This window comes from Streptomyces sp. NPDC054796 (assembly GCF_053611545.1).
The window spans coordinates 1-19,588 of sequence record NZ_JBSHAO010000078.1; the positions used below are offsets into that span (position 1 = coordinate 1).

The window sequence follows — 19,588 nt, forward strand, 5'->3', positions numbered from 1 at the left end:
GCCGTCGACGGCTCCGGCAGGCCCCCGGTCCCGCATTCCGAGCATCCACACATCCGGTGCCGGAGATTCCGCTCGGGAGAACGGGCGAAATTCCCGGATGGGGAGGGAGAAAAGACTCTTGGGGACCAAGAAGAAGGTGGACCCGGCCTACCGCCGGTGCCCGGTGTGCGGGGAAGGGTTCGTCCAGCACGGCGGCCCGGGACGCAAACGCACCTACTGCCAGGCGGCCTGCCGCCGCAAGGCGCAGCGGCAGCGGGATGTCCAACTGGGCGACGGTGCGGCGGCTTCGCTGGGGCGCCAGGTGGCGGAGCAGCTGCATGCGCTGGCGGCGCGGCTGGTGGACGCCGAGTACCAGGGTGCGTCGCTGCCGGTGTTGATGGGGTGGGCGGAGGCGCTGGAGCGGGAGGTGCGCGCGTACGGGGCGGCGGCGGTGCACGACGCGCGGGCCGGGGGGTGGGGTTGGGAGGCCGTGGCGGGCGCGGCGGGGGTGAGTGCGGATGCCGCGCGGTCGCGGTGGAGTGAGTCGAAGGTGCGGCGGCTGTTCGCCCATCGTGCGCAGGAGGAGCAGGTGCACTCGCGGGGCCGTCCGGCTCCGACGGTGGAGGGGGTGCTTGCGGCGTCCGCTGCCGCGCGGGAGGGGACGGCGAGTCCGGCGGCGCAGGCAGGGGGGACGCTGGCGGCGGCGCTCTCGTGCCTTCAGCGCCGTAGCGGGGTGACGTTGCAGGACGCGGCGCGGCAGGCGGATGTCTCGGCGTCCTATATCTCCCGGGTGCTCTCGGGTGAGCGGGTGCCGTCCTGGCCGGTGGTGCACATGCTGGCCACGATCTTCGGCGGGGAGGCGGAGGAGATGCGGACGTTGTGGGAGTCGGCGCACGGGGTGACGCGGCCGGTGCGCAAGGGGGTGCCGGCCGCGGCCGGGCGGCTGCATGCGGCGTTGCGGGGGCTGTATCTAGCAGCACAGTGTCCGGGTGAGGAGTGTGTGAGTGAGGCGGCGGGGGCGCTCTCGCCGGAGACGGTCGCGGACGTGCTGGCCGGGGAGTTGGTGCCGCGCTGGCCGGAGATGGCGTTGCTGGTGCGGGCGCTGGGCGGGTGTCCTGCGGACATCCGCCCGTTGTGGGAGGAGGTCCATTACGCCTTTCTCGTCTCCCACGACGTCTTTCCCCCCGCCGGGTTGTCCCGCTCCGGTCTTCCATCTGCCGGCGCTGAGGAGTGAGCGGGCATGGGCGAGGCGATCCCCTTCCCCGCCGGTGGCTGCGGGGGACGGCGCGGGCCGGTGCTGCCGGTGGAGTTCATGGCTTTCTGCGCCCTCTACCGGGGGCGTTATCTGCGCTACGCGCGGGCGCGGCTGGGGGACGAGGGGTGCGGGGAGGTGGTGGTGGAGCAGGCGCTGGAGGAGTTGGCGCGGGTGTGGGGGCAGGCGCTGCGCAGCCGGTGCACGCGGGTTTTTGCCTGGGAGCTGCTGCGGGGGCGGGTGCGGGAGGCGCGGGCGCGGGGGGTGCGGGAGACGCCGGTGTGTGCCGTGGTCTACGGGCGGCTGCCGGTGCGGGGCGCTGATGGTGTGGTGCTGCATCATCTGCTGCGGATGCCGGTGGCGGAGGTGGCGGAGGTGATGGGGCTGGGGCCGGCGGAGGTGCTGGGTGAGCTGCGGCTGGCCGGGCGGTGCCTGCCGGGTCTGCCGCCGGTGGGGGCGTAGCCGGGGGTGGGGGCGCGGATTTCGCACCGGTGCGCTGGCTGATTCACTCCGTCGCGCCGCCAATCCCCCGTATGTGGTCTGGCTGGGGCCGGGCGGCTTCCCTAGCATGGGGTTTTCCGTCGAGCGCAGCCCTTGGGGCTGCTGCGGCGCCGTGCGGGGAGTGGGGATGGGTCACGGGGAGAAAAGCGATTCCGCCGGTATCGATGCCACCACCGCGAGCGTGGCCCGCATGTACGACTACTACCTGGGCGGCACGGACAATTTCGCGGTCGACCGGGAAGCGTGCGCGGCCCTCTCGGAGATCGCGCCCAGTACGCAGGCGCTGGCCCGCAACAACCGGCTCTTCCTGCAGCGCGCGGTGCGGACGCTGGCGAGGGAGTACGGGGTCCGCCAGTTCCTCGACCACGGGTCAGGGCTGCCGACCCGCAGCAACGTGCACCAGGTCGCCCAGGGGGTGGACCCTGCGGCGAAGGTGGTCTATGTCGACAACGACCCCATCGTCCTCGCGCACGCGCGGAGCCTGCTGGATGCGAACGACCGGACCACGGTGATCGGCCAGGACATGCGGGACCCGGACGCCATCCTCGATCACCCCGAGGCCCAAGCGCTGCTGGATTACTCGCGGCCCGTCGCGGTGCTGTTCGTCTCCGTGCTGCACTGCCTGCCCGACACGGATGAGCCTGCCGGGATCCTGCACCGCATCATCAGCCGCCTGGCGCCGGGCAGTTTCCTCGTCCTCAGCCACCTGGTCAGCGAGGACGATCAGGTCCGGCGCCAGACCACCGAGCTGATGCTGTCGGTCACCGGCGGCAGGTGGGGCCGGGTGCGTGAACCACGAGAGGTGGAGGTCTACTTCACGGGCCTCGATCCGCTCCCCCCGGGGCTGGTGGAGGTCTCCACCTGGCGGCCGGACACCGAGGTCGCGCCGCGCCAGCGCAGCCACGAGTGGATCGAGTACGGCGGCGTGGCCCGCCTCCCCTGAACCGCCCCTGCCCCTGCCCGGGCGCGGGGGTCACCGGTAGCGGGCGATGGCCTCATCCAGCAGGCGGATGCTCTCCCGGCGGCCCGCCGCCACACTCATGAGGCCCATCATCTGCAGCTTGTAGGGCTGGACATCGCTCTTCTTGTCCAGGTAGGTGGCGCCGCTGACGTGCTCCAGGTAGACCATCTCATGCTGGGTGGGCAGGGTAAGCGAGGTCATCGAGGGCGTGGGGGATATCCCGACGCTGTTCTTGAGGGGGATGACGCGGACGGGACTCCCCGACTGCTCGGCCATCTCCCGCAGGTGCCGCACCTGGGCGTGCATTGCCTCGGGGCCTCCGTAGGGCCGCCACAGCACGCTCTCATCCAGCAGCGCGAGCATTTCAGGGGGGTCGGGCTCCTCCAGCAGCCGCTGGCGCTCCCTGCGCAGGTCCACCCGCTGCTGGGCGCTCGTGTCCTCACGGGACTTGGGGGCGGCCCGCAGGATGCCCCACGCGTACTCCCGGGTCTGCAGCAGCCCAGGGACGCTCACCGGTTCGAAGGTCTCGATGCGCACCGCCACGTGCTCCAGGCCGATCAGCCGCCGGAACCACCCCGGCGCGGCATCGGCGTAGGGCCACGTCCTCAACGTCTGTGCGTCCCCCAGCAGTTTGCTCAGTTCTTCGACCTGCTGAGGGTCGGTGACCTTGTAGCGCTCCAGGAGGTCGAACACGTCGCGATCGGACGGGCTGCTCTCCGCGTTCTCCAGCCTGCTGATCTTGGAGACGGAGCCGCGGATGTGCTCGGACGCCTCTTTCATGGAAATGCCCTGTTCCTCGCGCAGCCAGCGCAAGTTGGCGCCCAGCAGGAGGCGTGCGGCGAAGGGATTTTCCGAGCGTCGCCGGTAGGCCGCCAGCGTGGTGGGGGAACCCAGTGGATCCTGAGGGGCGGCGGACATGAGATCTCCTGAAGTACCGGCTGGACTATAGGGTCCCAGAATCCGCATCCGCTCCCCTGCGGGCAAGCCCAGCATGGCACCATTTTCAGTCAATCACGAAATCGAACTCCCCGTTCTTGACGCCTTCCACGAACGCGTCCATCTCAGCATGCGTGTACACGAGCGCGGGCCCATCGGGAAAACGCGAGTTGCGCACCGCCACCTCTCCTTCAGGAAGCATGGCGACCTCCACACAGTTCCCCTGGGCGTTGCTGCGGGCAGCCTTGACCCACCGCGCTCCCTGAATCGCGCTCGCCTGCACGCCGTTACCGCAAATATCCATCACGAACCCCTTGCCGCATTCCAGTTCGATGGTTCACTCTCACGGATTAACGGGATTCCCCCGCACCTGCGAACGAGCCGCCCAGACAGAGCGGCGCAATCCCATATGCAATTGCACGGAGTGAGAGCCGGTGTGAATACTAGCTTCGGCAGGGCACCGGCGAAGTCCCCCGAAAGTGCGCTCCTTTACGAGGTATGCCATCTCCACAGAACCGCAGGACCAGGCGCCACACCCCTCCAAGACGTCCGGGGAGGCCCCTCTCCCCCGGCATCCCGGTACCACACCCTTCCCCGAGTGGACCCGCAAGGCCGGAGAGGAGATGCCCTCCTTCGCCGCCCACCGCTTCTCCCCCGCCGCGGAGACCCTTCGGCGCCTGCGCCGCTTCACCCGCACCACGCTGGAACGCTGGAGCCTGGACCCGCTGGCCGAGGACGCCGAAACCGTGGTCGGGGAACTGGTGAGCAACGCCCTGCGGCACGCCCTGCCCTCCCCGCCCGGCACGGGCACCGGATGGCTGGGCCTCACCGCTTCCCCCCACTTCCTGCTGTGCGCCGTCAGCGACCCCAGCCCGCTCATCCCCCGCCTCGCCTCCCCCCGCCCTTTCGACGAGCACGGCCGCGGACTGCACATCATCGACGCCCTCGCCGCCTGCTGGGGCTACACCCTGCGCGAGGATGCGGGCAAAACTGTCTGGGCCCAGTTCCTCACCACCACAGGCACGCCACAACCAAGCTCCCCCCGCTCCAGGATGATGTTCTGATACCGGGCACCAGCCTGGTCCCGGCCCGTCCGCTCCCTGCCGCGTAACAGCGGGGACGAGGCCATGAACGCCTCCCCCTCAATGGGGGGCTTCTCTCGCACAGGCGCACCAGGCCAGCCTCGGCCCTCCAGTTGTGCCCGCTACCTCCTTGCCGCTGGGGCCCGCGTCTCATACTGGTGGCAGCGGGCGGGGCGGGGACGGGGAGGATTCCATGCAGCGGATCGGTGCCTACACAGTTGAGCGCAAGCTGGGGGAAGGGGGGATGGGCACGGTCTACCTCGCGCGCTCGCGGGGCGGACGTGCGGTGGCGGTGAAGGTGGCGCGGCCTGAGCTGGCGCAGGACGCCGAGTTCCGTCGGCGTTTCCACGCCGAGGTGGACGCCGCTCGGAAGGTGGGCGGGTTCCACACGGCGCCTGTGGTGGATGCCGATCCGAGCGCGGAGGAGCCCTGGCTCGCCACCGCCTACATTCCCGGCCTGACCCTCGCTCAGCTTGTCGCACAGCGCGGTCCGCTGGCTCCAGAGGCGCTGCGTCGGCTCGGCGCCGGGCTCGCTGAGGCTCTGGCGGCGATCCATGCCTGCGGGCTGGTGCACCGGGATCTCAAGCCCGGCAACATCATCATGGCCGAGGACGGCCCGCGGGTGCTGGATTTCGGGATCGTGCGGGCGGTGGAGGCCTCGCGTCTCACGATGACGGGCATGGCCTTCGGCACGCCGGGTTACCTTGCGCCGGAACAGGCCGAGGGAGGTGCGGTCGACGGCGCGGCGGATGTCTTCGCGCTCGGTGCGGTGCTGGTCGCGGCCGCAGGCGGCAACGCGTTCGGCGGCGGCACACCCGTGATGCTGATGTACCGCTCAGTGCACCAGGAAGCGGACCTGACCGCTCTCCCCCACCCACTCCGGCCACCGGTCGCGGCGTGTTTGGAGAAGGACCCCGAGCGCAGGCCCACCACCGGCCAGCTCCTCGATGAGTTCGCCGTGGACGAGGCACCGAATCCCGCCAGCTACACCCCGACGATGCAGGCGCCACCCCCGCCCTCCTACCCGCCTACCGTGACCGCCCGACCGCACGGCGCACCGGAGCGTTCCACCGCGCAGGAGAGCGAATTCCTCGCCATGGACACCAAGAACGCGGTCGTCGCCGATGCACAGGGCATCTCCCTCGGCGTCGACGGCCGCTCCACCGACCTGACCTGGCGGCAGATCGCCTCCGTGCACTCTCGCGTCGCGCGCCGGAGCACGGGCCTCGCCGTGTTCGTCACCGCAACGGACGGCAACACCCACCAGTGCACTGTCCTCTCCCAGAACAGGGAGGAAGCCGAGCAGTGGGTCGGGCAACTCAAGGCGGTGCTGACGCTGTTTCTCCCTGGTTTCTGACACCTGCCCGGCGCGCGATACGCACACACCACGCCGCTCGGCCAAGAGCACCCTGTGGCCCGTCCAGGTGCTTCCGGACCGTGGGCTCGCATGCCGTGCTGGAGCCGGAACGTGGCGCGGCTGACCACCGCGCTATCTGCTTCCTGGCAGGCATCGCACGGAGCCAGAGGAAGCCGGGCGCGTCCTCGGTGAGAAGCCCGAGTTCGGCCCTCGCCGGGCGACGGAACCTGCAGACGATCCGGGCGCTGGCCGAGCCGGTGACCGTTGGCTGCTGGGGCAACGGCGGCGGCAGGCCCCAGGGGGGCCGCACCGGTGAAGAGGCGGTGCTCGTCCTGCTTCGGGAAGACTTGTGCGCCGATGCTCTCTCGGCTCTGCAACCAGCGGCGCCTTGCCGTGGCGTCGTTCCGCGCTGGTCACATGCCTGGTGCATGCGGCGCGGCGTCACGAAAGCTGCCCGCCTGTCCGCAGGAAATCCCACCGCTCCGGGGTCGGAAATACCGAGGCGGCGAGTGCGCCGAGCGTGGGGCTGCCCCTGCCGGGCTCGGCAGGGGCAGCCTCGCATGCTGTCGTCGGCGGTTCGCTGACGAGCGGTCAGGCCGCGATCTCCGCATCACCTCCCAGTTCCCACCGCAGCGCGGTGAGGTCGGAGACCCGGTGCTGCCCGTCCCGCACGCCGAGAAGGAGCCGTCCGTCCCGCGTCCGGATCCACGGCACAGTAGTGACGTCCTCCTTGACGGACGAGGCGCCGAAGTACGCGATGAACAGCTTCTCGTTGGGCGCAGGGGCCGGCAGACGGGTCAGCTCCTGGGCGGCACCCGGGCCGCGGACCTTCTCCCAGGCGGCGAACCAGGGAAGGAGATCCTCCCCGGTGATCTCGCACGCCTCCAGGAAGGCGATGTAGGTCCCCGCCTCCCGGGGCACGGTACGACCGGTGGTGATGGCGCTCACCGTGGAGCGGGGCAGTCGTCCGGGACCGGCCTGCCGCTCCATCTCGCGTATGCGAGGGCTGCCCGCCCTCGCATACGCGTCGCGCAGCGCCCCGCTCAGGTCACCCTCATCCCGTACGTACTGGGGCTTGGGCAGGACCGTGGAGCGCCGCGCATCACGCGCGGCCCTCGCGGCCGCCTGCTCGGCCCTATCCCACCACGTGCGGGCCTCCTCCTCGTCACCGCCGCAGGCACACGCGTACGCGCGCACGACCTCCCAGCTCGGCGGCTTGCTGCCGCCGCTGGCCGCCCGCTTCAAGGCCGCCGCGGAGGACAGAGCGAGTCCGGCGAGCTCGGCGTAGGTCAGGCCGGCGGCTGAGCGCAGGCGCCGCAGGTACTCGGCGAGGTTGCCGACCTCCGCGACGGTGTGATCGACCGGCTTCTCGGGGCGGGCCACGACAGCCTCAACTCCCGTTGCCGGAGGTGACGGCGGCTTTCAGCAGCCGTTTCAGTAGTCGGCCAGCGCCATGTCCTCCTCTCTGTAGGGTCGTGGCCGCGACCACAGCGGCGCCGACCCCACCCGCTGCGAGCAGCAGGAGGACGACGTCGGCGATGGCCATGTGCGCGACCATGCTCAGGACGACGGCCGCGGTGAGGAATGCCACGAGCACTAGGGCCTGCGGCATTCCGAAGCGGACGGCCTGCGGGTCCGCAGGCGGGGGCGGGGCAGCAGGAGGGATCGCCGCCTCGCGCGAAGGGTGTGCAGTTTTCACGGGTGTTTACCCCTAAGGACCGGGGCCGGGCGGTGACCGTGAACGCCCACCGCCCGGCGCTTTGCTGCTGACTCACCGAATCGGGGACCGCGAGGCGCTGGCATACGCCTCTCGCGTGCGGTCTGCGATTCGAACGGTCGGGAGCCGAAGGGGACTTGGCGGAACCCCTGAGAACGACACCTGCCCGTGGTAGCCAGCGTCGCAGGCCCGGCGGCCCTGTGAAGCCTCTTGAAACGTTGGCTCGACTTCCGTCCGGCCCCCCTTCTCCCCGTTGCGCCGCCGACCCGCCACGTGCTTCCCTCACACGGCTTGTTGAAGACTGCACCACATACGCCGGAAGGGTCTCAGTAGCGAGAACGCCGGAAAACGTGGCCAGAACGTGGGAGAGCGTGGCCTTGGCGGGGAACCGGGTACTGACGGCCCCCGCGCACGGGCATGGGCGTCAGGTCTGGATGAATCCTGCTTGGTTCATCACCGCCGCCGATTCCCCTGCCGGGGAGGTTGGTTCGACTTGCGTCCCGCTTTCGGCGCTAGGCAACACCGGGCAACGCTCCGACACTAAGACCACTGCCTGCCGTTCTCTGCAAGATCGGCGGGCACCGCCCCTGAGCCTGCTGACTCAACCGACTGAGGGGAATTTTGAGAAAGGTTGGCCATGCTTGGCGGCTTGGTCAACACGTGAGGAGTCGAGCTGCCCCCGGCAAAGGGCAGGCCAGGCTTCATCACCTGAGGGCCGGCCCTGACGGGTCCGAGTATGGGGGACTGGGAAGCGTCGAGGTCCGCCCTCAACGAGCTCACCGCTCGGTGCGGCTCCTCCTGCCCGGGAACAGGGACAGGAGGAGCCGCACTTCTGTACAGACCAGGACCACCAACTCCGAGCACTGATCGACAACGGCGACCTCGACTCCTACTGGCGCTTTCACACTGCCCGCGAGCACCAGCGTCTCTATCCGGCACCCGACCAGCAGGACTACGACCTCACCGCCTGATGCGAACTCTTCAGCCGACCCCGGGGCGGCGCACAGGTATCTGTCCCTGGAACTCGAAGGAGAGCGGTACGAGTCAGTGCTCGCCACGGAGGAATTCGCGGGCACCGCGCAAGATAGTGCGCAAGATGCGCTGTGTCCGAGTGCTGTCCAAACGGACGTCCAGTGATCCCGACGAACTGGCGTCGGCGCGTCGGCCCGCAGCCAACCTGGCAGCGTCCAGTCCATCGCGGCCCGCGATCAGTACACCGAGTTCATGACGGCTGACAGCATCTGCCCCCGCTAGGTGGACCATGCCCGCATACTCGGAATCAGCCAGCTCAAGAACGGCCCCGGAGAGATCCGCGACATGAACCGGGCACCGGATGACATCGGTGAATAGCGCACCACGGCGCCGCCCAGCAGCGAGATCGTGGACGAGTACCTCGTGCACGGAGCCACCGTCACCGATAATCAGCGAGGTCCGCGCGATCACGGCGTCCGGAGCGACCAGTCGGATCGCCGTTTCGGCAGCGGCTTTCGCGGCCCCATACGGAGTGACCGGATCCGGCAGAGCAGATTCGTCATAGCGAACGTCGGAGCCGGAAAAGACGGCGTCACTGGACATGTGCACAAGCCGGGAACGGCACTCGGTGGCGACCATGGCCAGGCGGATCGCACCATCAGCCGTGGTTTCCCAGTCGGCCTTGCGATAAGCCGCATTGATGACCACGTCCGGCTGCGCCTCCTCGAGCGCCCATGTAATCTCCTCGCCGCGGCATAGGTCCATGCGCAACCAGTGAACGCCGGAAACGTCGCCAGGACGAGTTGCGAAGGTCGCCGTCACGGCATGCCCGGTTGCCAGTGCCTGCCGAGTCAACTCGCGGCCCAGGAAGCCGCTCCCACCGACGATCAAAACGTTCACGATCCGCCACGGTAGGGCGCCCGCGCTTCGTCACGGCATACGGCTACCGGCCCAACTCCGCGCGCAACGAGGCCAACTCGTCGAGCATCCGGACCTGATCGAGAATTTCACTTCAGAAGAACCGCACCCACCGGTTTTACCGCGTATGGGCACGGCCAGCTGGTCGGCGGCGTAGGACGGAACTGCCTATCAGTCTCCAGTCCACCGTGGCCTCCAGTGCTTCGTCGCCCGATGGTCGGCCAGGACGATGCACGGCCGCCGTCGTGCGCGGGACGGTGAACGGCTTACCCAACGCTCCGAGACACTCACAACCCGGCTCTCCTTCTCCCCACAGCCGGGCAGCATCAGGTCACGCAGATTTCACATCCCCGCATCTACACGCGCAGACCCTTCAGGGCCAGGATGGTCCCCGCACGGCCTTCCCTGCCCTCTCCCGAGCACAGGAGTCGGTCCCATGCGTGTCTCCCTCCGCCGCAGAGCCCTCGCCGCCCTGGCCACGGCCGTCACTGCCCTCGCTGTGGCCTTCACCGGCGCCGCACCCGCGCAGGCCGCGCTGCCCACGCCGGTCAGCGCGAGCACCGCGCGTTCCTACCTGGCTTCGATGACCGCAGTCGCCGAGCCCCCGCGGTCGGGGTACGACCGGGATCTGTTCCCGCACTGGATCACCATCAGCGGCGCGTGCAACACCCGCGAGACCGTCCTCAAGAGGGACGGGACAGGCGTCACCACGGATGCGGCCTGCGCCGCCACTTCCGGCAGCTGGTACTCCCCCTACGACGGGGCCACCTGGAGCGCCGCCTCGGATGTGGACATCGACCACCTCGTCCCGCTGGCCGAGGCCTGGGACTCGGGCGCCAATGCCTGGACCACCAGCCGCCGCCAAGCGTTTGCCAACGACCTCACCCGCCCCCAGCTCCTGGCCGTGACCGACAACGTCAACCAGTCCAAGGGCGACCAGGACCCCGCCACCTGGATGCCCGCCCGCACCGCCTACCGCTGCACCTACGCCCGCGCCTGGGTCCAGGTGAAGTACTACTACGGGCTGAAGGTCGATCCCGCCGAGAAGAGTGCTCTCTCCTCGGTCCTCAACGGCTGCTGAGTGTTCCTCTGCCTCGGTCCGGGGCGGGCGGGATTCTTGTGCCCTTACCGCAAGGAGAGCCGGTGGGCCCGGGTACGCCGAGGCGGGCGGAGAAGCACCGCAGCTTCCCGCTCCCCTGCCCCCTGGCCCGGCGGACATCACTGCTAGGGCGCCGTCCGGCGACGGGGAGGTGTGTCGCATGTCCGCGCGGTGGGGCGGGCAGGGCCTGTCCCGCCGCGCGGGGGCTGACGGCCGGGGTCAGACCGTTCTGGCGTGCGTGTGCCCCGGTGTCCTCATGCGGTGGGGTTGCCGTCGGGGTGGTGGTGGATCCATTCCAGTCCGGTCATGTCCAGGTGTTCGCGGGCGCGGGTGACGGCGACGTAGGACAGGCGGGCTTCGGCGGGGTCGATGGGACCGGGCCGGGGGTTGCCGTCCGCATCGGTGCCGTCTTCCTCGTCGGCGGGCGGGAGGAAGTCTTCGGCGATGCGTACCCGGGCCCATTCGCGGCCCTTGGCCTTGTGGGCGGTGGAGACGGTGATCTGGGCGTGCTCGTCCGGCACGAGGCGGCCCAGGGCGTCCAGGAGGGCGTCGGTGCCGTGCTCGTCGACGAGGTCGACCAGCGGGGCCAGGTCGCGGCCGCCGGGGTCGTTGGCGGCGTAGTCCTGCAGTTCGCCCCAGTGGTTGAAGAGGAGGAGTTCGGGGTGGGTGGTGGAGCGGCCGGTCTTGAGGTCGCGGGCGGCCAGGGCCAGGGCCTGCAGGGCTGCGGCTCCGCCGGCGAGGGCGACGCGGCGGCGGGTGGTGAGCTGGTCCATGATCTCGATCATGGCGCCGACGTTGGTGCGGCACAGGATGGCGGCGGGCTGGGGTGAGGTGCCGATGCGGGTGTCCAGGTCGGGGCTGCCGGTCAGGCGCAGGGGGGCTTGGGCCAGGGCGAGCCAGCGGTTGGCCTCTTGGGCGAGGGCGGGGCCGAAGCGGAAGGAGCGGGAGAGGTGGAGGTGGTGGCCGTCGAAGCCGGTCATCACATCGCGTGCGCCTCTCCAGCCGTAGATGGCCTGGGCGCTGTCGCCGACCATGACGAGTTGGGCGTGGGGGCGCTGGGCGTGCAGGACGGTTTCGAGGACGGGGTTGGTGTCTTGTGCTTCGTCCAGGAGGAGGAAGTCGGCGGGGATCTTCGGGTCGGTGAGGGCCCACATTTTCAGGTAGTGGTCGTGGTCGAAGCGCACCACTCCTCCGTCGGGCTGCTGGAGGTCGGCCCAGGCTTTGCGGGCGTAGGGCAGGAGCGTCTCGGCGAGTTCGGCGTGGTGTTCGGGGGTGTCGATGCCGCGCAGGGGCGGGATGTGGGCGGCTTCGGGTTCGGTGGCGTCGGAGTGGCAGAAGCGGGTGATGGTCTGCAGGGCGGCGTAGGAGAGGGCGCGGGTGCCCACTTCGCGGTCGCCGATGCGGACGGGTTTGGTGAGGCCGAGTTCGTGGCCGGTGCGCCAGGTGGGGGTGCGGGGTGCGTTCATGCGGGCGGTGTAGTGGCGGCCGAGGGCGGCGAAGGCGAGGGAATGGGCGGTCTTGCACAGGACATGGGAAGGGAAGTGGCGGGCGGCGGCGGTGGCGATGGCTTTGTTGAAGGCGAGGTAGCGGCCATGGTTTTTGGTGTGGTGGGCGAGGAGGGCGAGGGTGGTGGTCTTTCCGGTTCCGGCGCCGGCCTGGAGAGCCAGGTGGTGGCCGTCGCGGAAGGCGTCGAGGGCTGCGGTCTGTTCGTCGGTGGGGGCCAGGGTCGGCATCAGAGGGGGTCCTCACAGGGCGGGGAGGGGTGCGGCAGCGTCTGTTGCGGGCACGAGGCGGCCGGGCGTGGCTGTCCGTCCGGGCGCGGGCGGTGCGGCGGCGGGCGCGGTGGGGCCGTGCTGGGCGCTGTCGCGTCCGGGGGGTGGGGGTGCATGCCGGTGAAGATGGCGGGCGACACGCCGTGGGTGGTGCGGGCAGGCCGGAGAGTCCCTCTCCAGTGCGCATCGGCTCGCTCGCATATCCGGAGTTCCGGACGCGTGTTCGTGGGTGGTCACTACTTCGGGCGGCGCCGGGCAGAGGGGGCAAGGGTTCCCGCGGGGCTGGGTGCGGGGTGGTTCAGGCGGCCGGGGGTGCGGGCGGCTGGTGGTCGTCGCACAGTCGGGAGAGGAGGTCGCCGACGGGGATGCCCAGGGCGTGGGCGATGGCGTGCCAGGTCGTCAGGGAGCCGATGGTGCGGCCCTGTTCGATCTCGATGAGGGTGCGTCGTGCCAGGCCAGTGCGTTCGGCGAGCTGGTCGTAGCTCCAGCCGGCTTCCGCCCGGCGCCTCGCCAGCTCCAGGCGCAGAGCTTCGAGGTCGGGGTCGGGCGGGAAGATCGTCACTCAGCTATCGCACGGTGCACACCCCTGCCCTGTCAGTGCAGACCTCTGCCCTATCTGGGTGTTGACGCAGGTCCGGGCACCCCGCCGCGCAGGGCAGAACTCTGCACTACAGTGCGCGCCGCCCGGCACACCCCGCCCGGACACCAGCAACCGCCGCCCTCACCCCGCGGGGAAGGAGAAGAGACCATCCCGGCCCGCACCGTCCCCGCACCGCCGCCCCCGCCGCGGATCTGGACCGTCCACCTCCTGCACCGGCCCACAGGCACCCAGCCCCGCTGCACCGCCTGCGGCCCCCTGGCGATGTCTTCCGCGGTGGGGAGCGTGCGCCGCACGGCCCTGACGCATCTCGCCGACCACGCCCGTCGCAATCCCCTCCCCCAGCATCTGCGCACCTGCCGCTGCCCCGACAACAACTGCGCCTGGCACCCCCGCCACCGCGGCTGCGACGGACCGATCCTCCTGACCCTCACCCGCCACCACTGCTCCTGGCGCCTGGCCGACCTCTGCCACGCCTGCGCCGCCCACACTCCCCACACCGCCCCCGTCAACGAACTCCCCGCCCGGCCACCGCTCCCCGTGGCCGAGCAGGACCCGTACGACCGGATCGAGAACACCGTGTGGGACACCACCGAGACAGCCACATGGTGAAAGACCCGAGGACTCGCAGCACACCGAGCCCGGCCCGCCCAGGGCACTTCTTCCGGATCTTGGTCCGCGCGGACTTCGCACGCTGCTGCCCGCACATATATTGGCGAGATGGACGAAGCCGAGGTGAGCGGTCAGGTGTGGAGGGACGAGGTCCGAGCGCGTCCGACATCTGAGCAGGATCGAGATGCCCTTGCCCAGCTTGTCGAGGTGGACGCGGATTCCTTCGAGGTTGAGCTGTACGAGCGCGCGGCAGATCCACAGGTGCTTTCAATCGATCGCACCCAGAGGTCGCAGGCTGGGCAGTACGCCAGGCATGTGCGGCGACTTCGGGAGCGTCGGCAGCACCGAGGAAGTTGAGCAGTAGCCTTCGGGTCATCCGATCATTGATCGGGTGTGTCGTTGGCTGACGCCCAGTGGGCGAGGAGCGAGCCGCTACTGCCGGACCGGATTCCGAAGCGGGGTGGACGGTGACGTGATCACTGGCAAGTGATCGACGTGATCGCGTTCAAGTACCGCACCGGCACGCCGCGGATGGACCTTTCCGAGTACTGCGGTTCCTGGAAGGGCGCTCACAACCGGTTACGGAAGTGGGCCGCCGACGGCACCTGGGAGAAGGCCTTCACCGCCCTGCTCGCCCGAGCCGACACCGACGGCGACCTCGACTGGGTCGTCGCAGTCGACTCCACGATCGCCCGAGCCCACCAGCACGCCGCCGGGGCCCGTCAAAAGGGCCCCGGCCGGCGAGCCGGATCATCACGCCCCTCGGACGGTCCCGCAGCGGGCTGACCACCAAGATCCACCTCGCCGCGAACAGCCGCTGCCGCCCACTCGCCTTCGCCCTCACCGCCCAAGGGTCTTGGCGTACCAGTGATCCGCCGAACCATGGCCTTCGTAGTAGACGTACTCGGTGATCTTGTCCGTGCCGCCCTCGACGGGTTCGACCACCTTTGGCCAAGTGGCCTTCCACATCTCAAGGACACCCCGGATAATCCGCACCGTGCGGCGTGCATCAGCCCCGCAGCGGCGCTGATGCACGGCAGCGGCGGCTCAGGGAGTGGGCGGGGATGAGGAAGGAGGCACACACGTGCGGAACTCTTCCGGAGACGAGGCCCCACCGTGGTTTGAGCGGCTCGTGGAGGCGGGAGACGTGCGCGCTCTCGTGTGCGTGGCGGACGAAATGGGCGGCGACGCGGAGGAGCTCTACCGCCACGCGGCCGAGGCCGGCGAGTACGTGGCCATGGAGCGGCTGGCGAATATCCACCACGACGACAAGACGGCCGTCCTGTCCTGGCGCCGACAGGCCGCAGAAGCCGGAAGTACGTACTCGATGGTCCAGCTGTCATACGAGACTGACGATGACGCAGAGGCGGAGCGCTGGCTCCGGCTGGCGTCCGACCTCGGCTCCGGCTGGGGCCGCTCACGGCTGTGCGACTTACTCAGCGGGCAAGAGCGGTTCGCCGAAGCCGAGCAGCAGTACCGGCTGGCCATTGCGTCGTCCGGCGAGGGGTGGGGGTTGCTCCATTCGGGGCTGGCCAAGGTGCTGGTCCGAATGCGGAGGACGGCAGAAGCGGAAGAGCTCTACCGCAGCGGAGCAGCCCTCGGGGACCTGTTGGCGATGGAGGATCTCGCGGACCTGCTGTCCGCGCGGGGCGCCGAGGACGAGGCCCTTCGCTGGAGGGAAAGACACGATGAGCTCCTCAGCGCCGAGAAAAACAAGGTGGGCCCTGGCACAGCGGGGGCATCGCTGGGTGCGCTGATCGCCACGAGCGTGGTCACGGCTGCTGTCATGCCCTTCGTGCAGACCCTGGCGACGAAGGCGGCGGAGGAGACGTACGAGGCAGCCCGACGACTCCTTGAGCGGGCCTTCGCCCGCAACCGTCACACAGAGGAGGACGGTTACTGCACGAATCGGCTACTGGTCGTGAAAGACCCCGATCCCCAGCTCAATCTGGCGCTGCACCTGTGGACCGACACCTCCGACGGAGCCCTGCAGGAGTTGCAGCGTCTCGACCCCGCAGAGCTGGAGCCGCTCCGCGGCCAAGGCGTGCGCAGGGTCTTCTGGAATCAGTACACACGCGCCTGGGAGGTACTGCACGACAAGGAACACGGACGCGACTGAGACTGGATCATCCATCTCCCCCGCCTCCCAAGCCCTCAGCCCCGTTGCACCACCGGCGACCCGATCACCACACCCTCCACAGCGGAAAACGTGCAACGCGCCGTCCTGACGCATCTGGCCGACCACGCCCGCCCCCAGCATCTGCGCACCTACCGCTGCCGCGAGAACGGCTGCCAGTGATACCCCCGCCACCGCGGCTGCGATGAAACGATCACCCCGCCGGAAACAGCGGGCGCACACAGCGATCATGCGGGCGTACGGCACGTTCCGGAGTCGAGGCAGCCGCCGCCGGTGCCATCGAATGGAGGCGAGGCGCGAAGTCTCCTCGGTCGGCCCCGGACGTCAGGCACGTGGCGTCGGCACCGCTGAAGCCCGGGCGCGCAGGCCGAGGCCGGACATGGGCGAGAGGGCGGCCCCGATGCCGCGTACGGGCGGTCCCCCGGTTGGACGCACCGGACGTCAGGGCCCGTGTGCGGCTCTGACGTCTCTTGTCCCGGAGTTCACAGGAGGCATGGGGCCGAGGAGAGCAACCGTGGTGGAACCCGAGGCGGTAGCCCGGATATTCGGGGGCCAGTCCTGACTTCACCACGGTACGGGGGCACCGGGCCTTGCGGCCCCTCTCCTTCTCCGGGCCTGCTCCGGGACAGCCCGCGAAAAACCTCTCGCCTGAACCCAACCTTTCGGGCGTGACGGGGCTTGTAGGTGTGTCAGCCTGGCCAAGAAGGGTGAGGGAAGAATGCTCGGCATCATCAGGGGTGTGGCTCGTAGGATCGCCCGCTGCGGCGGGGGTGGCATTTCCTCATCGCGCGGGTCCACGCGCGCAAGGCGGTTGAGCTGGAGCGGGCACGGAACGAGGCCACGGTGGCGATCTTGCCGCAGCTCAAGCCGGGGACCGACTTCTACGAGTCCGAACCGGGCGGTCGTACCCGGCTGATCCGCATGGCACCGGCACCGCATCACCCCGCGCCCTCGACGCCGACGACATCGAGGGACCAGCTCCCTTCGTGACGGACAGCCGAGATCTCGAGGAGCGGTACCTCGCCGATGACGAGGTCACCACTCTGTGGCGTATGCACGCACACCGCATACGCGGCTGGCTGATCAATAAGCAGATCCCCGCGGACCTGGCCGCCGGGATGACCAACGACGCCTTCATGGTCGTACGGCGGCGCTGGGGCCGCCTTCGTGATCAAGCGCCGGTCGCCTACGCCTATCGGGTCGCCGGGCGTCTCGCCTTGCGGTACTGGGAAGATCTCAGCAAGGACCGGTCGCTGCGGCGGAAGCTTCTCCTGGAGCGTTCCCCGGAAGACGAGGATGCCTACGCCGCCTACCGCGACTCCGTCGTCCTCCACACGGCACTCGCTCAACTGGCCCCGCGCCAGAAGGAAGCTGTGGTGCTGAGGTATCTGAAGGAGATGACCGTGGAGGAGACGGCGGCACGGATGGGCGTGGCGGCTGGGGCGGTCAAGACGAACACACGCGATGGATTACGCGCGCTGAGGGCTCTGTTGGAGAAGGCGGACGCGGAGGGCGGAAGGAGTGAGCCGGATGGATGACGTCACGCCCCCGTCGGTGGGGGCCCCCGGCCCGGGAGACTCCTGGCTGGAGCAGTTCACTCGCGGGCTGGAGCGGCTGCATCGTGATCCGCACGAAGCTGCCAGGATCGACGCTCTCATCGAAGACGTCGAGCAGCCACGAGCCGACAGTGGCCCGGTCATCGTTCCGGCCGATCAGCTCACGCCCACTCAGCAGGAGATGAGCACAACCCCTGCGCCCGGCAGTGACGCGCCGCAGGAACCCGTACAGAACGTGGCGCTGGCCGGGAGGCAACTCGTGCTGCCGCAGGTCCGTGACTTCGCCCGGCAGGCGCTAGGTGACTGGGGTCTGGCAGGCGACAGCCAGGAGGCCCGTAGTGCGCGCGAAGATGTTCTTCTCGTGGTCTCCGAGCTCGTCACCAACGCCTCGGTGCACGCTTACGGTGCTACCGAGGTACGGCTCCGCCTCATGCACCACACCGTGCGGATCGAGGTGCTGGACAGGAGTCCCCTACGACCGGCGCCCGGCCGCCCAAGGTACCCGCACTTGCTAGGTCGGCCGGGGCACGGGATGTTCATCGTTGCGTGCCTGTCCGACGACTGGGGAGTGATCCCTCGTCCTGACGGGATGGGCAAAACCGTCTGGGCCGAGGTCTCTGTCCCCCTCAGCACCGCCCCCCGCTCCGCTGCCGCGACATACGTGGCGGCAGTAACAGGCACGGCCAGCGAATCGCAAGCCAACCAGCGCGGGCTCGGGAGCACATGAGCGCGGCGCGCCCCCGGCCTCGCACCACGAAAACCGGTGTCCTCTCCTGTGAGTCCTCGATGAACCGCCATGCTGAGGGCGACTCCCGCGCGCGACCAGCGCGCCACCAGGCCCGGCCCGGGAAAACGCCAGTGGCGAGCGGTACCACGTGCGCTCTCGGCCGGAACGGTGCCTCTGGGCCTGGGTGAGACGCGAGCAGTGCCCCCAGCAGCCCTCATGCCCGGCGAAAGCGCCTCGGCCCCACGCTCCCCCAGCCATCCGCGCCTTGCCCAGGACCGGGCGCACCACCAGAGCACCGCGGTCGCCGGTAGCGCTCAGTACCGCACGGGCCGCTGGAGGGTCAGGGGCTGCTGGTAGGCGGCGGGCAGGGCGGTGGCCTGCCGGGCCAGGGCCCAGCGGCCCGTCCGGCGCTCCCGGGCCCCGTAGGCGCGCGCGGAAGGATCGAAGCGGAGGACGATGTCGTGTGCGGGGGCGCGCACGATGGTGGCGCGCTCGTGTCCGATCTGGAGGCGGGTGCCCGGCTTCCACTGGGCGGGGGACGGGCGCCGTGCCCGGGCATCGGTGCGTACACGGGTGGCCATGCCTACTGGGGCCCGCAGGTCACAGGCCAGATCGCCCCACCACAGCAGATGGTGCACGGTCTCCCGCACCAGCAGGTGCGGCGCGCTGGAGGCGAAGTGGTCCTCGACCTCACGGATGCTGCGCTCCCGGTGTGCGCACAGCTCCAGGACGGGTTCGATCAGCGCGTGTCCGGCGCGCAGGGGCCGCTTGTAGGCGGCCAGCGCCGCCACCGTCGTCAGCAGGTGCGGGTCGGCCGGGCCCCTCCAGCACTCGTGCCGCCAGCCTTGCGAGGACGCGGTCTGCGCCGCCCACTCCAGTACCTCCTGGGAAGGGTGCAGGCCGCCCGCGGTGGGTGTCCCGTCGACGAGCGTGATCCTCCCGCCGCGATCGGCCAGCAGGAGGTCGGGCACATACCCCTGCCGGGCGGGCCCGTGCGCGATGCGGAGCTGGAAAGGCTGCCCGATGATGACCCGCACATGGGGGTCATGGTCGGCCAGGTCCAGCCGGTTCCATATGCCATCGGCCGCCACCACAGGGGCTCCGGTGGTCGCCGACATATACGACGCGAACTCCAGCCGCTCGCCCCGGTAGGTCACATGCCGCCGCCAGGGCAGCGCGGAGGCGACCTCCTCCAGCCCAATCTCCCCCAGCGGCCGCCAGGCGGCCGTGCGCCGCCCCACATAGCGCAGCCCTACCTGCACATCCCCCGTAGCCCCCATGCACCATCTCCCCCTCGCTTTCCATCCTTTGTAAGACCGGTGGAGTACGCGTCAGTACCTTGAGACCCGAATTAACCTGTACGAGGGACCCGCACGGAGGAGCCCCCCGGGTAATCCTGGGCGCCAGGCGCC

The 19,588-nt window shown here is 69.9% G+C and carries 20 protein-coding genes and 1 pseudogene; 12 read left to right on the forward strand and 9 right to left on the reverse strand.

What is annotated here, in order from left to right:
* Positions 1 to 118 precede the first annotated feature (118 nt).
* The 3 genes from ACWGJ2_RS36630 (at position 119) to ACWGJ2_RS36640 (ending at position 2,675) form a co-directional block, all read left to right on the forward strand.
* On the forward strand, positions 119 to 1,213 hold the full coding sequence (locus ACWGJ2_RS36630) for a helix-turn-helix domain-containing protein (protein WP_453350700.1): 1,095 nt from the start codon (positions 119 to 121) through the stop codon (positions 1,211 to 1,213).
* Positions 1,214 to 1,219: 6 nt separating this feature from the next.
* Positions 1,220 to 1,693 carry a hypothetical protein gene (locus ACWGJ2_RS36635; RefSeq protein WP_453350701.1) on the forward strand — a complete coding sequence of 158 codons (474 nt, stop codon included), beginning with the start codon at positions 1,220 to 1,222 and terminating at the stop codon, positions 1,691 to 1,693.
* A gap of 166 nt (positions 1,694 to 1,859) precedes the next feature.
* Entirely contained in the window at positions 1,860 to 2,675 is an 816-nt protein-coding gene (locus ACWGJ2_RS36640; protein WP_453350702.1) for an SAM-dependent methyltransferase, read from the forward strand.
* 30 nt (positions 2,676 to 2,705) lie between these two features.
* Here ACWGJ2_RS36640 and ACWGJ2_RS36645 read toward each other — a convergent pair whose 3' ends face one another.
* Both ACWGJ2_RS36645 and ACWGJ2_RS36650 read right to left on the reverse strand, forming a co-directional pair.
* A complete protein-coding gene (locus ACWGJ2_RS36645) occupies positions 2,706 to 3,611 on the reverse strand; it encodes a helix-turn-helix domain-containing protein (RefSeq protein ID WP_453350703.1) in 906 nt (301 codons plus the stop codon).
* Positions 3,612 to 3,696: 85 nt separating this feature from the next.
* Positions 3,697 to 3,933 (reverse strand): DUF397 domain-containing protein, encoded by a 237-nt coding sequence (locus tag ACWGJ2_RS36650; protein WP_453350704.1) that lies wholly within the window; start codon positions 3,931 to 3,933, stop codon positions 3,697 to 3,699.
* Positions 3,934 to 4,252: 319 nt separating this feature from the next.
* Between ACWGJ2_RS36650 and ACWGJ2_RS36655 the strand changes: the two genes are divergently transcribed.
* Both ACWGJ2_RS36655 and ACWGJ2_RS36660 read left to right on the forward strand, forming a co-directional pair.
* Complete coding sequence (locus ACWGJ2_RS36655; RefSeq protein WP_453350705.1) at positions 4,253 to 4,693, forward strand: ATP-binding protein; 441 nt, start codon at positions 4,253 to 4,255, stop codon at positions 4,691 to 4,693.
* A 211-nt stretch (positions 4,694 to 4,904) separates the two neighbouring features.
* Positions 4,905 to 6,068, forward strand: a complete 1,164-nt coding sequence (locus tag ACWGJ2_RS36660) for a serine/threonine-protein kinase (RefSeq protein ID WP_453350706.1) — start codon at positions 4,905 to 4,907, stop codon at positions 6,066 to 6,068.
* A 591-nt stretch (positions 6,069 to 6,659) separates the two neighbouring features.
* Here the strand turns inward: ACWGJ2_RS36660 and ACWGJ2_RS36665 are convergent.
* From ACWGJ2_RS36665 to ACWGJ2_RS36675, 3 genes are all read right to left on the reverse strand, one after another.
* Entirely contained in the window at positions 6,660 to 7,451 is a 792-nt protein-coding gene (locus tag ACWGJ2_RS36665; RefSeq protein WP_453350707.1) for a helix-turn-helix domain-containing protein, read from the reverse strand.
* A gap of 7 nt (positions 7,452 to 7,458) precedes the next feature.
* Complete coding sequence (locus ACWGJ2_RS36670; RefSeq protein ID WP_453350708.1) at positions 7,459 to 7,659, reverse strand: hypothetical protein; 201 nt, start codon at positions 7,657 to 7,659, stop codon at positions 7,459 to 7,461.
* A 1,170-nt stretch (positions 7,660 to 8,829) separates the two neighbouring features.
* Entirely contained in the window at positions 8,830 to 9,657 is an 828-nt protein-coding gene (locus ACWGJ2_RS36675; protein ID WP_453350709.1) for an SDR family oxidoreductase, read from the reverse strand.
* Between the two features lie 454 nt (positions 9,658 to 10,111).
* Here ACWGJ2_RS36675 and ACWGJ2_RS36680 point away from each other — a divergent pair, with 454 nt between their 5' ends.
* Positions 10,112 to 10,756: an HNH endonuclease family protein gene (locus ACWGJ2_RS36680; protein ID WP_453350710.1), complete on the forward strand. Its 645-nt coding sequence runs from the start codon at positions 10,112 to 10,114 to the stop codon at positions 10,754 to 10,756.
* A gap of 272 nt (positions 10,757 to 11,028) precedes the next feature.
* On the opposite strand, the gene ACWGJ2_RS36685 is transcribed toward ACWGJ2_RS36680, so the two are convergent.
* Both ACWGJ2_RS36685 and ACWGJ2_RS36690 read right to left on the reverse strand, forming a co-directional pair.
* A complete protein-coding gene (locus ACWGJ2_RS36685) occupies positions 11,029 to 12,507 on the reverse strand; it encodes a UvrD-helicase domain-containing protein (RefSeq protein ID WP_453350711.1) in 1,479 nt (492 codons plus the stop codon).
* 337 nt (positions 12,508 to 12,844) lie between these two features.
* Entirely contained in the window at positions 12,845 to 13,108 is a 264-nt protein-coding gene (locus tag ACWGJ2_RS36690) for a helix-turn-helix transcriptional regulator (protein ID WP_453350712.1), read from the reverse strand.
* A gap of 321 nt (positions 13,109 to 13,429) precedes the next feature.
* Between ACWGJ2_RS36690 and ACWGJ2_RS36695 the strand changes: the two genes are divergently transcribed.
* On the forward strand, positions 13,430 to 13,756 hold the full coding sequence (locus ACWGJ2_RS36695; RefSeq protein ID WP_453350713.1) for a hypothetical protein: 327 nt from the start codon (positions 13,430 to 13,432) through the stop codon (positions 13,754 to 13,756).
* Positions 13,757 to 14,242: 486 nt separating this feature from the next.
* Entirely contained in the window at positions 14,243 to 14,542 is a 300-nt protein-coding gene (locus ACWGJ2_RS36700) for a transposase (protein WP_453350714.1), read from the forward strand.
* Between the two features lie 54 nt (positions 14,543 to 14,596).
* On the opposite strand, the gene ACWGJ2_RS36705 is transcribed toward ACWGJ2_RS36700, so the two are convergent.
* Positions 14,597 to 14,725, reverse strand: coding sequence for a hypothetical protein (locus ACWGJ2_RS36705; protein WP_453350715.1), 129 nt, complete (start codon positions 14,723 to 14,725; stop codon positions 14,597 to 14,599).
* 115 nt (positions 14,726 to 14,840) lie between these two features.
* Between ACWGJ2_RS36705 and ACWGJ2_RS36710 the strand changes: the two genes are divergently transcribed.
* The 4 genes and pseudogenes from ACWGJ2_RS36710 to ACWGJ2_RS36725 form a co-directional block, all read left to right on the forward strand.
* Positions 14,841 to 15,875, forward strand: a complete 1,035-nt coding sequence (locus ACWGJ2_RS36710) for a hypothetical protein (RefSeq protein ID WP_453350716.1) — start codon at positions 14,841 to 14,843, stop codon at positions 15,873 to 15,875.
* Positions 15,876 to 16,736: 861 nt separating this feature from the next.
* Positions 16,737 to 16,883 (forward strand): hypothetical protein, encoded by a 147-nt coding sequence (locus tag ACWGJ2_RS36715; protein ID WP_453350717.1) that lies wholly within the window; start codon positions 16,737 to 16,739, stop codon positions 16,881 to 16,883.
* Positions 16,880 to 17,431, forward strand: a complete 552-nt coding sequence (locus ACWGJ2_RS36720) for an RNA polymerase sigma factor (protein WP_453350718.1) — start codon at positions 16,880 to 16,882, stop codon at positions 17,429 to 17,431. The genes ACWGJ2_RS36715 and ACWGJ2_RS36720 overlap by 4 nt, the downstream gene beginning before the upstream one ends.
* A 199-nt stretch (positions 17,432 to 17,630) precedes the next feature.
* Positions 17,631 to 18,077, forward strand: a pseudogene (locus ACWGJ2_RS36725) (ATP-binding protein); the annotation flags it as partial.
* Positions 18,078 to 18,490: 413 nt separating this feature from the next.
* Here the strand turns inward: ACWGJ2_RS36725 and ACWGJ2_RS36730 are convergent.
* Complete coding sequence (locus ACWGJ2_RS36730) at positions 18,491 to 19,456, reverse strand: TnsA-like heteromeric transposase endonuclease subunit (protein WP_453350719.1); 966 nt, start codon at positions 19,454 to 19,456, stop codon at positions 18,491 to 18,493.
* Between the last annotated feature and the right edge of the window lie 132 nt (positions 19,457 to 19,588).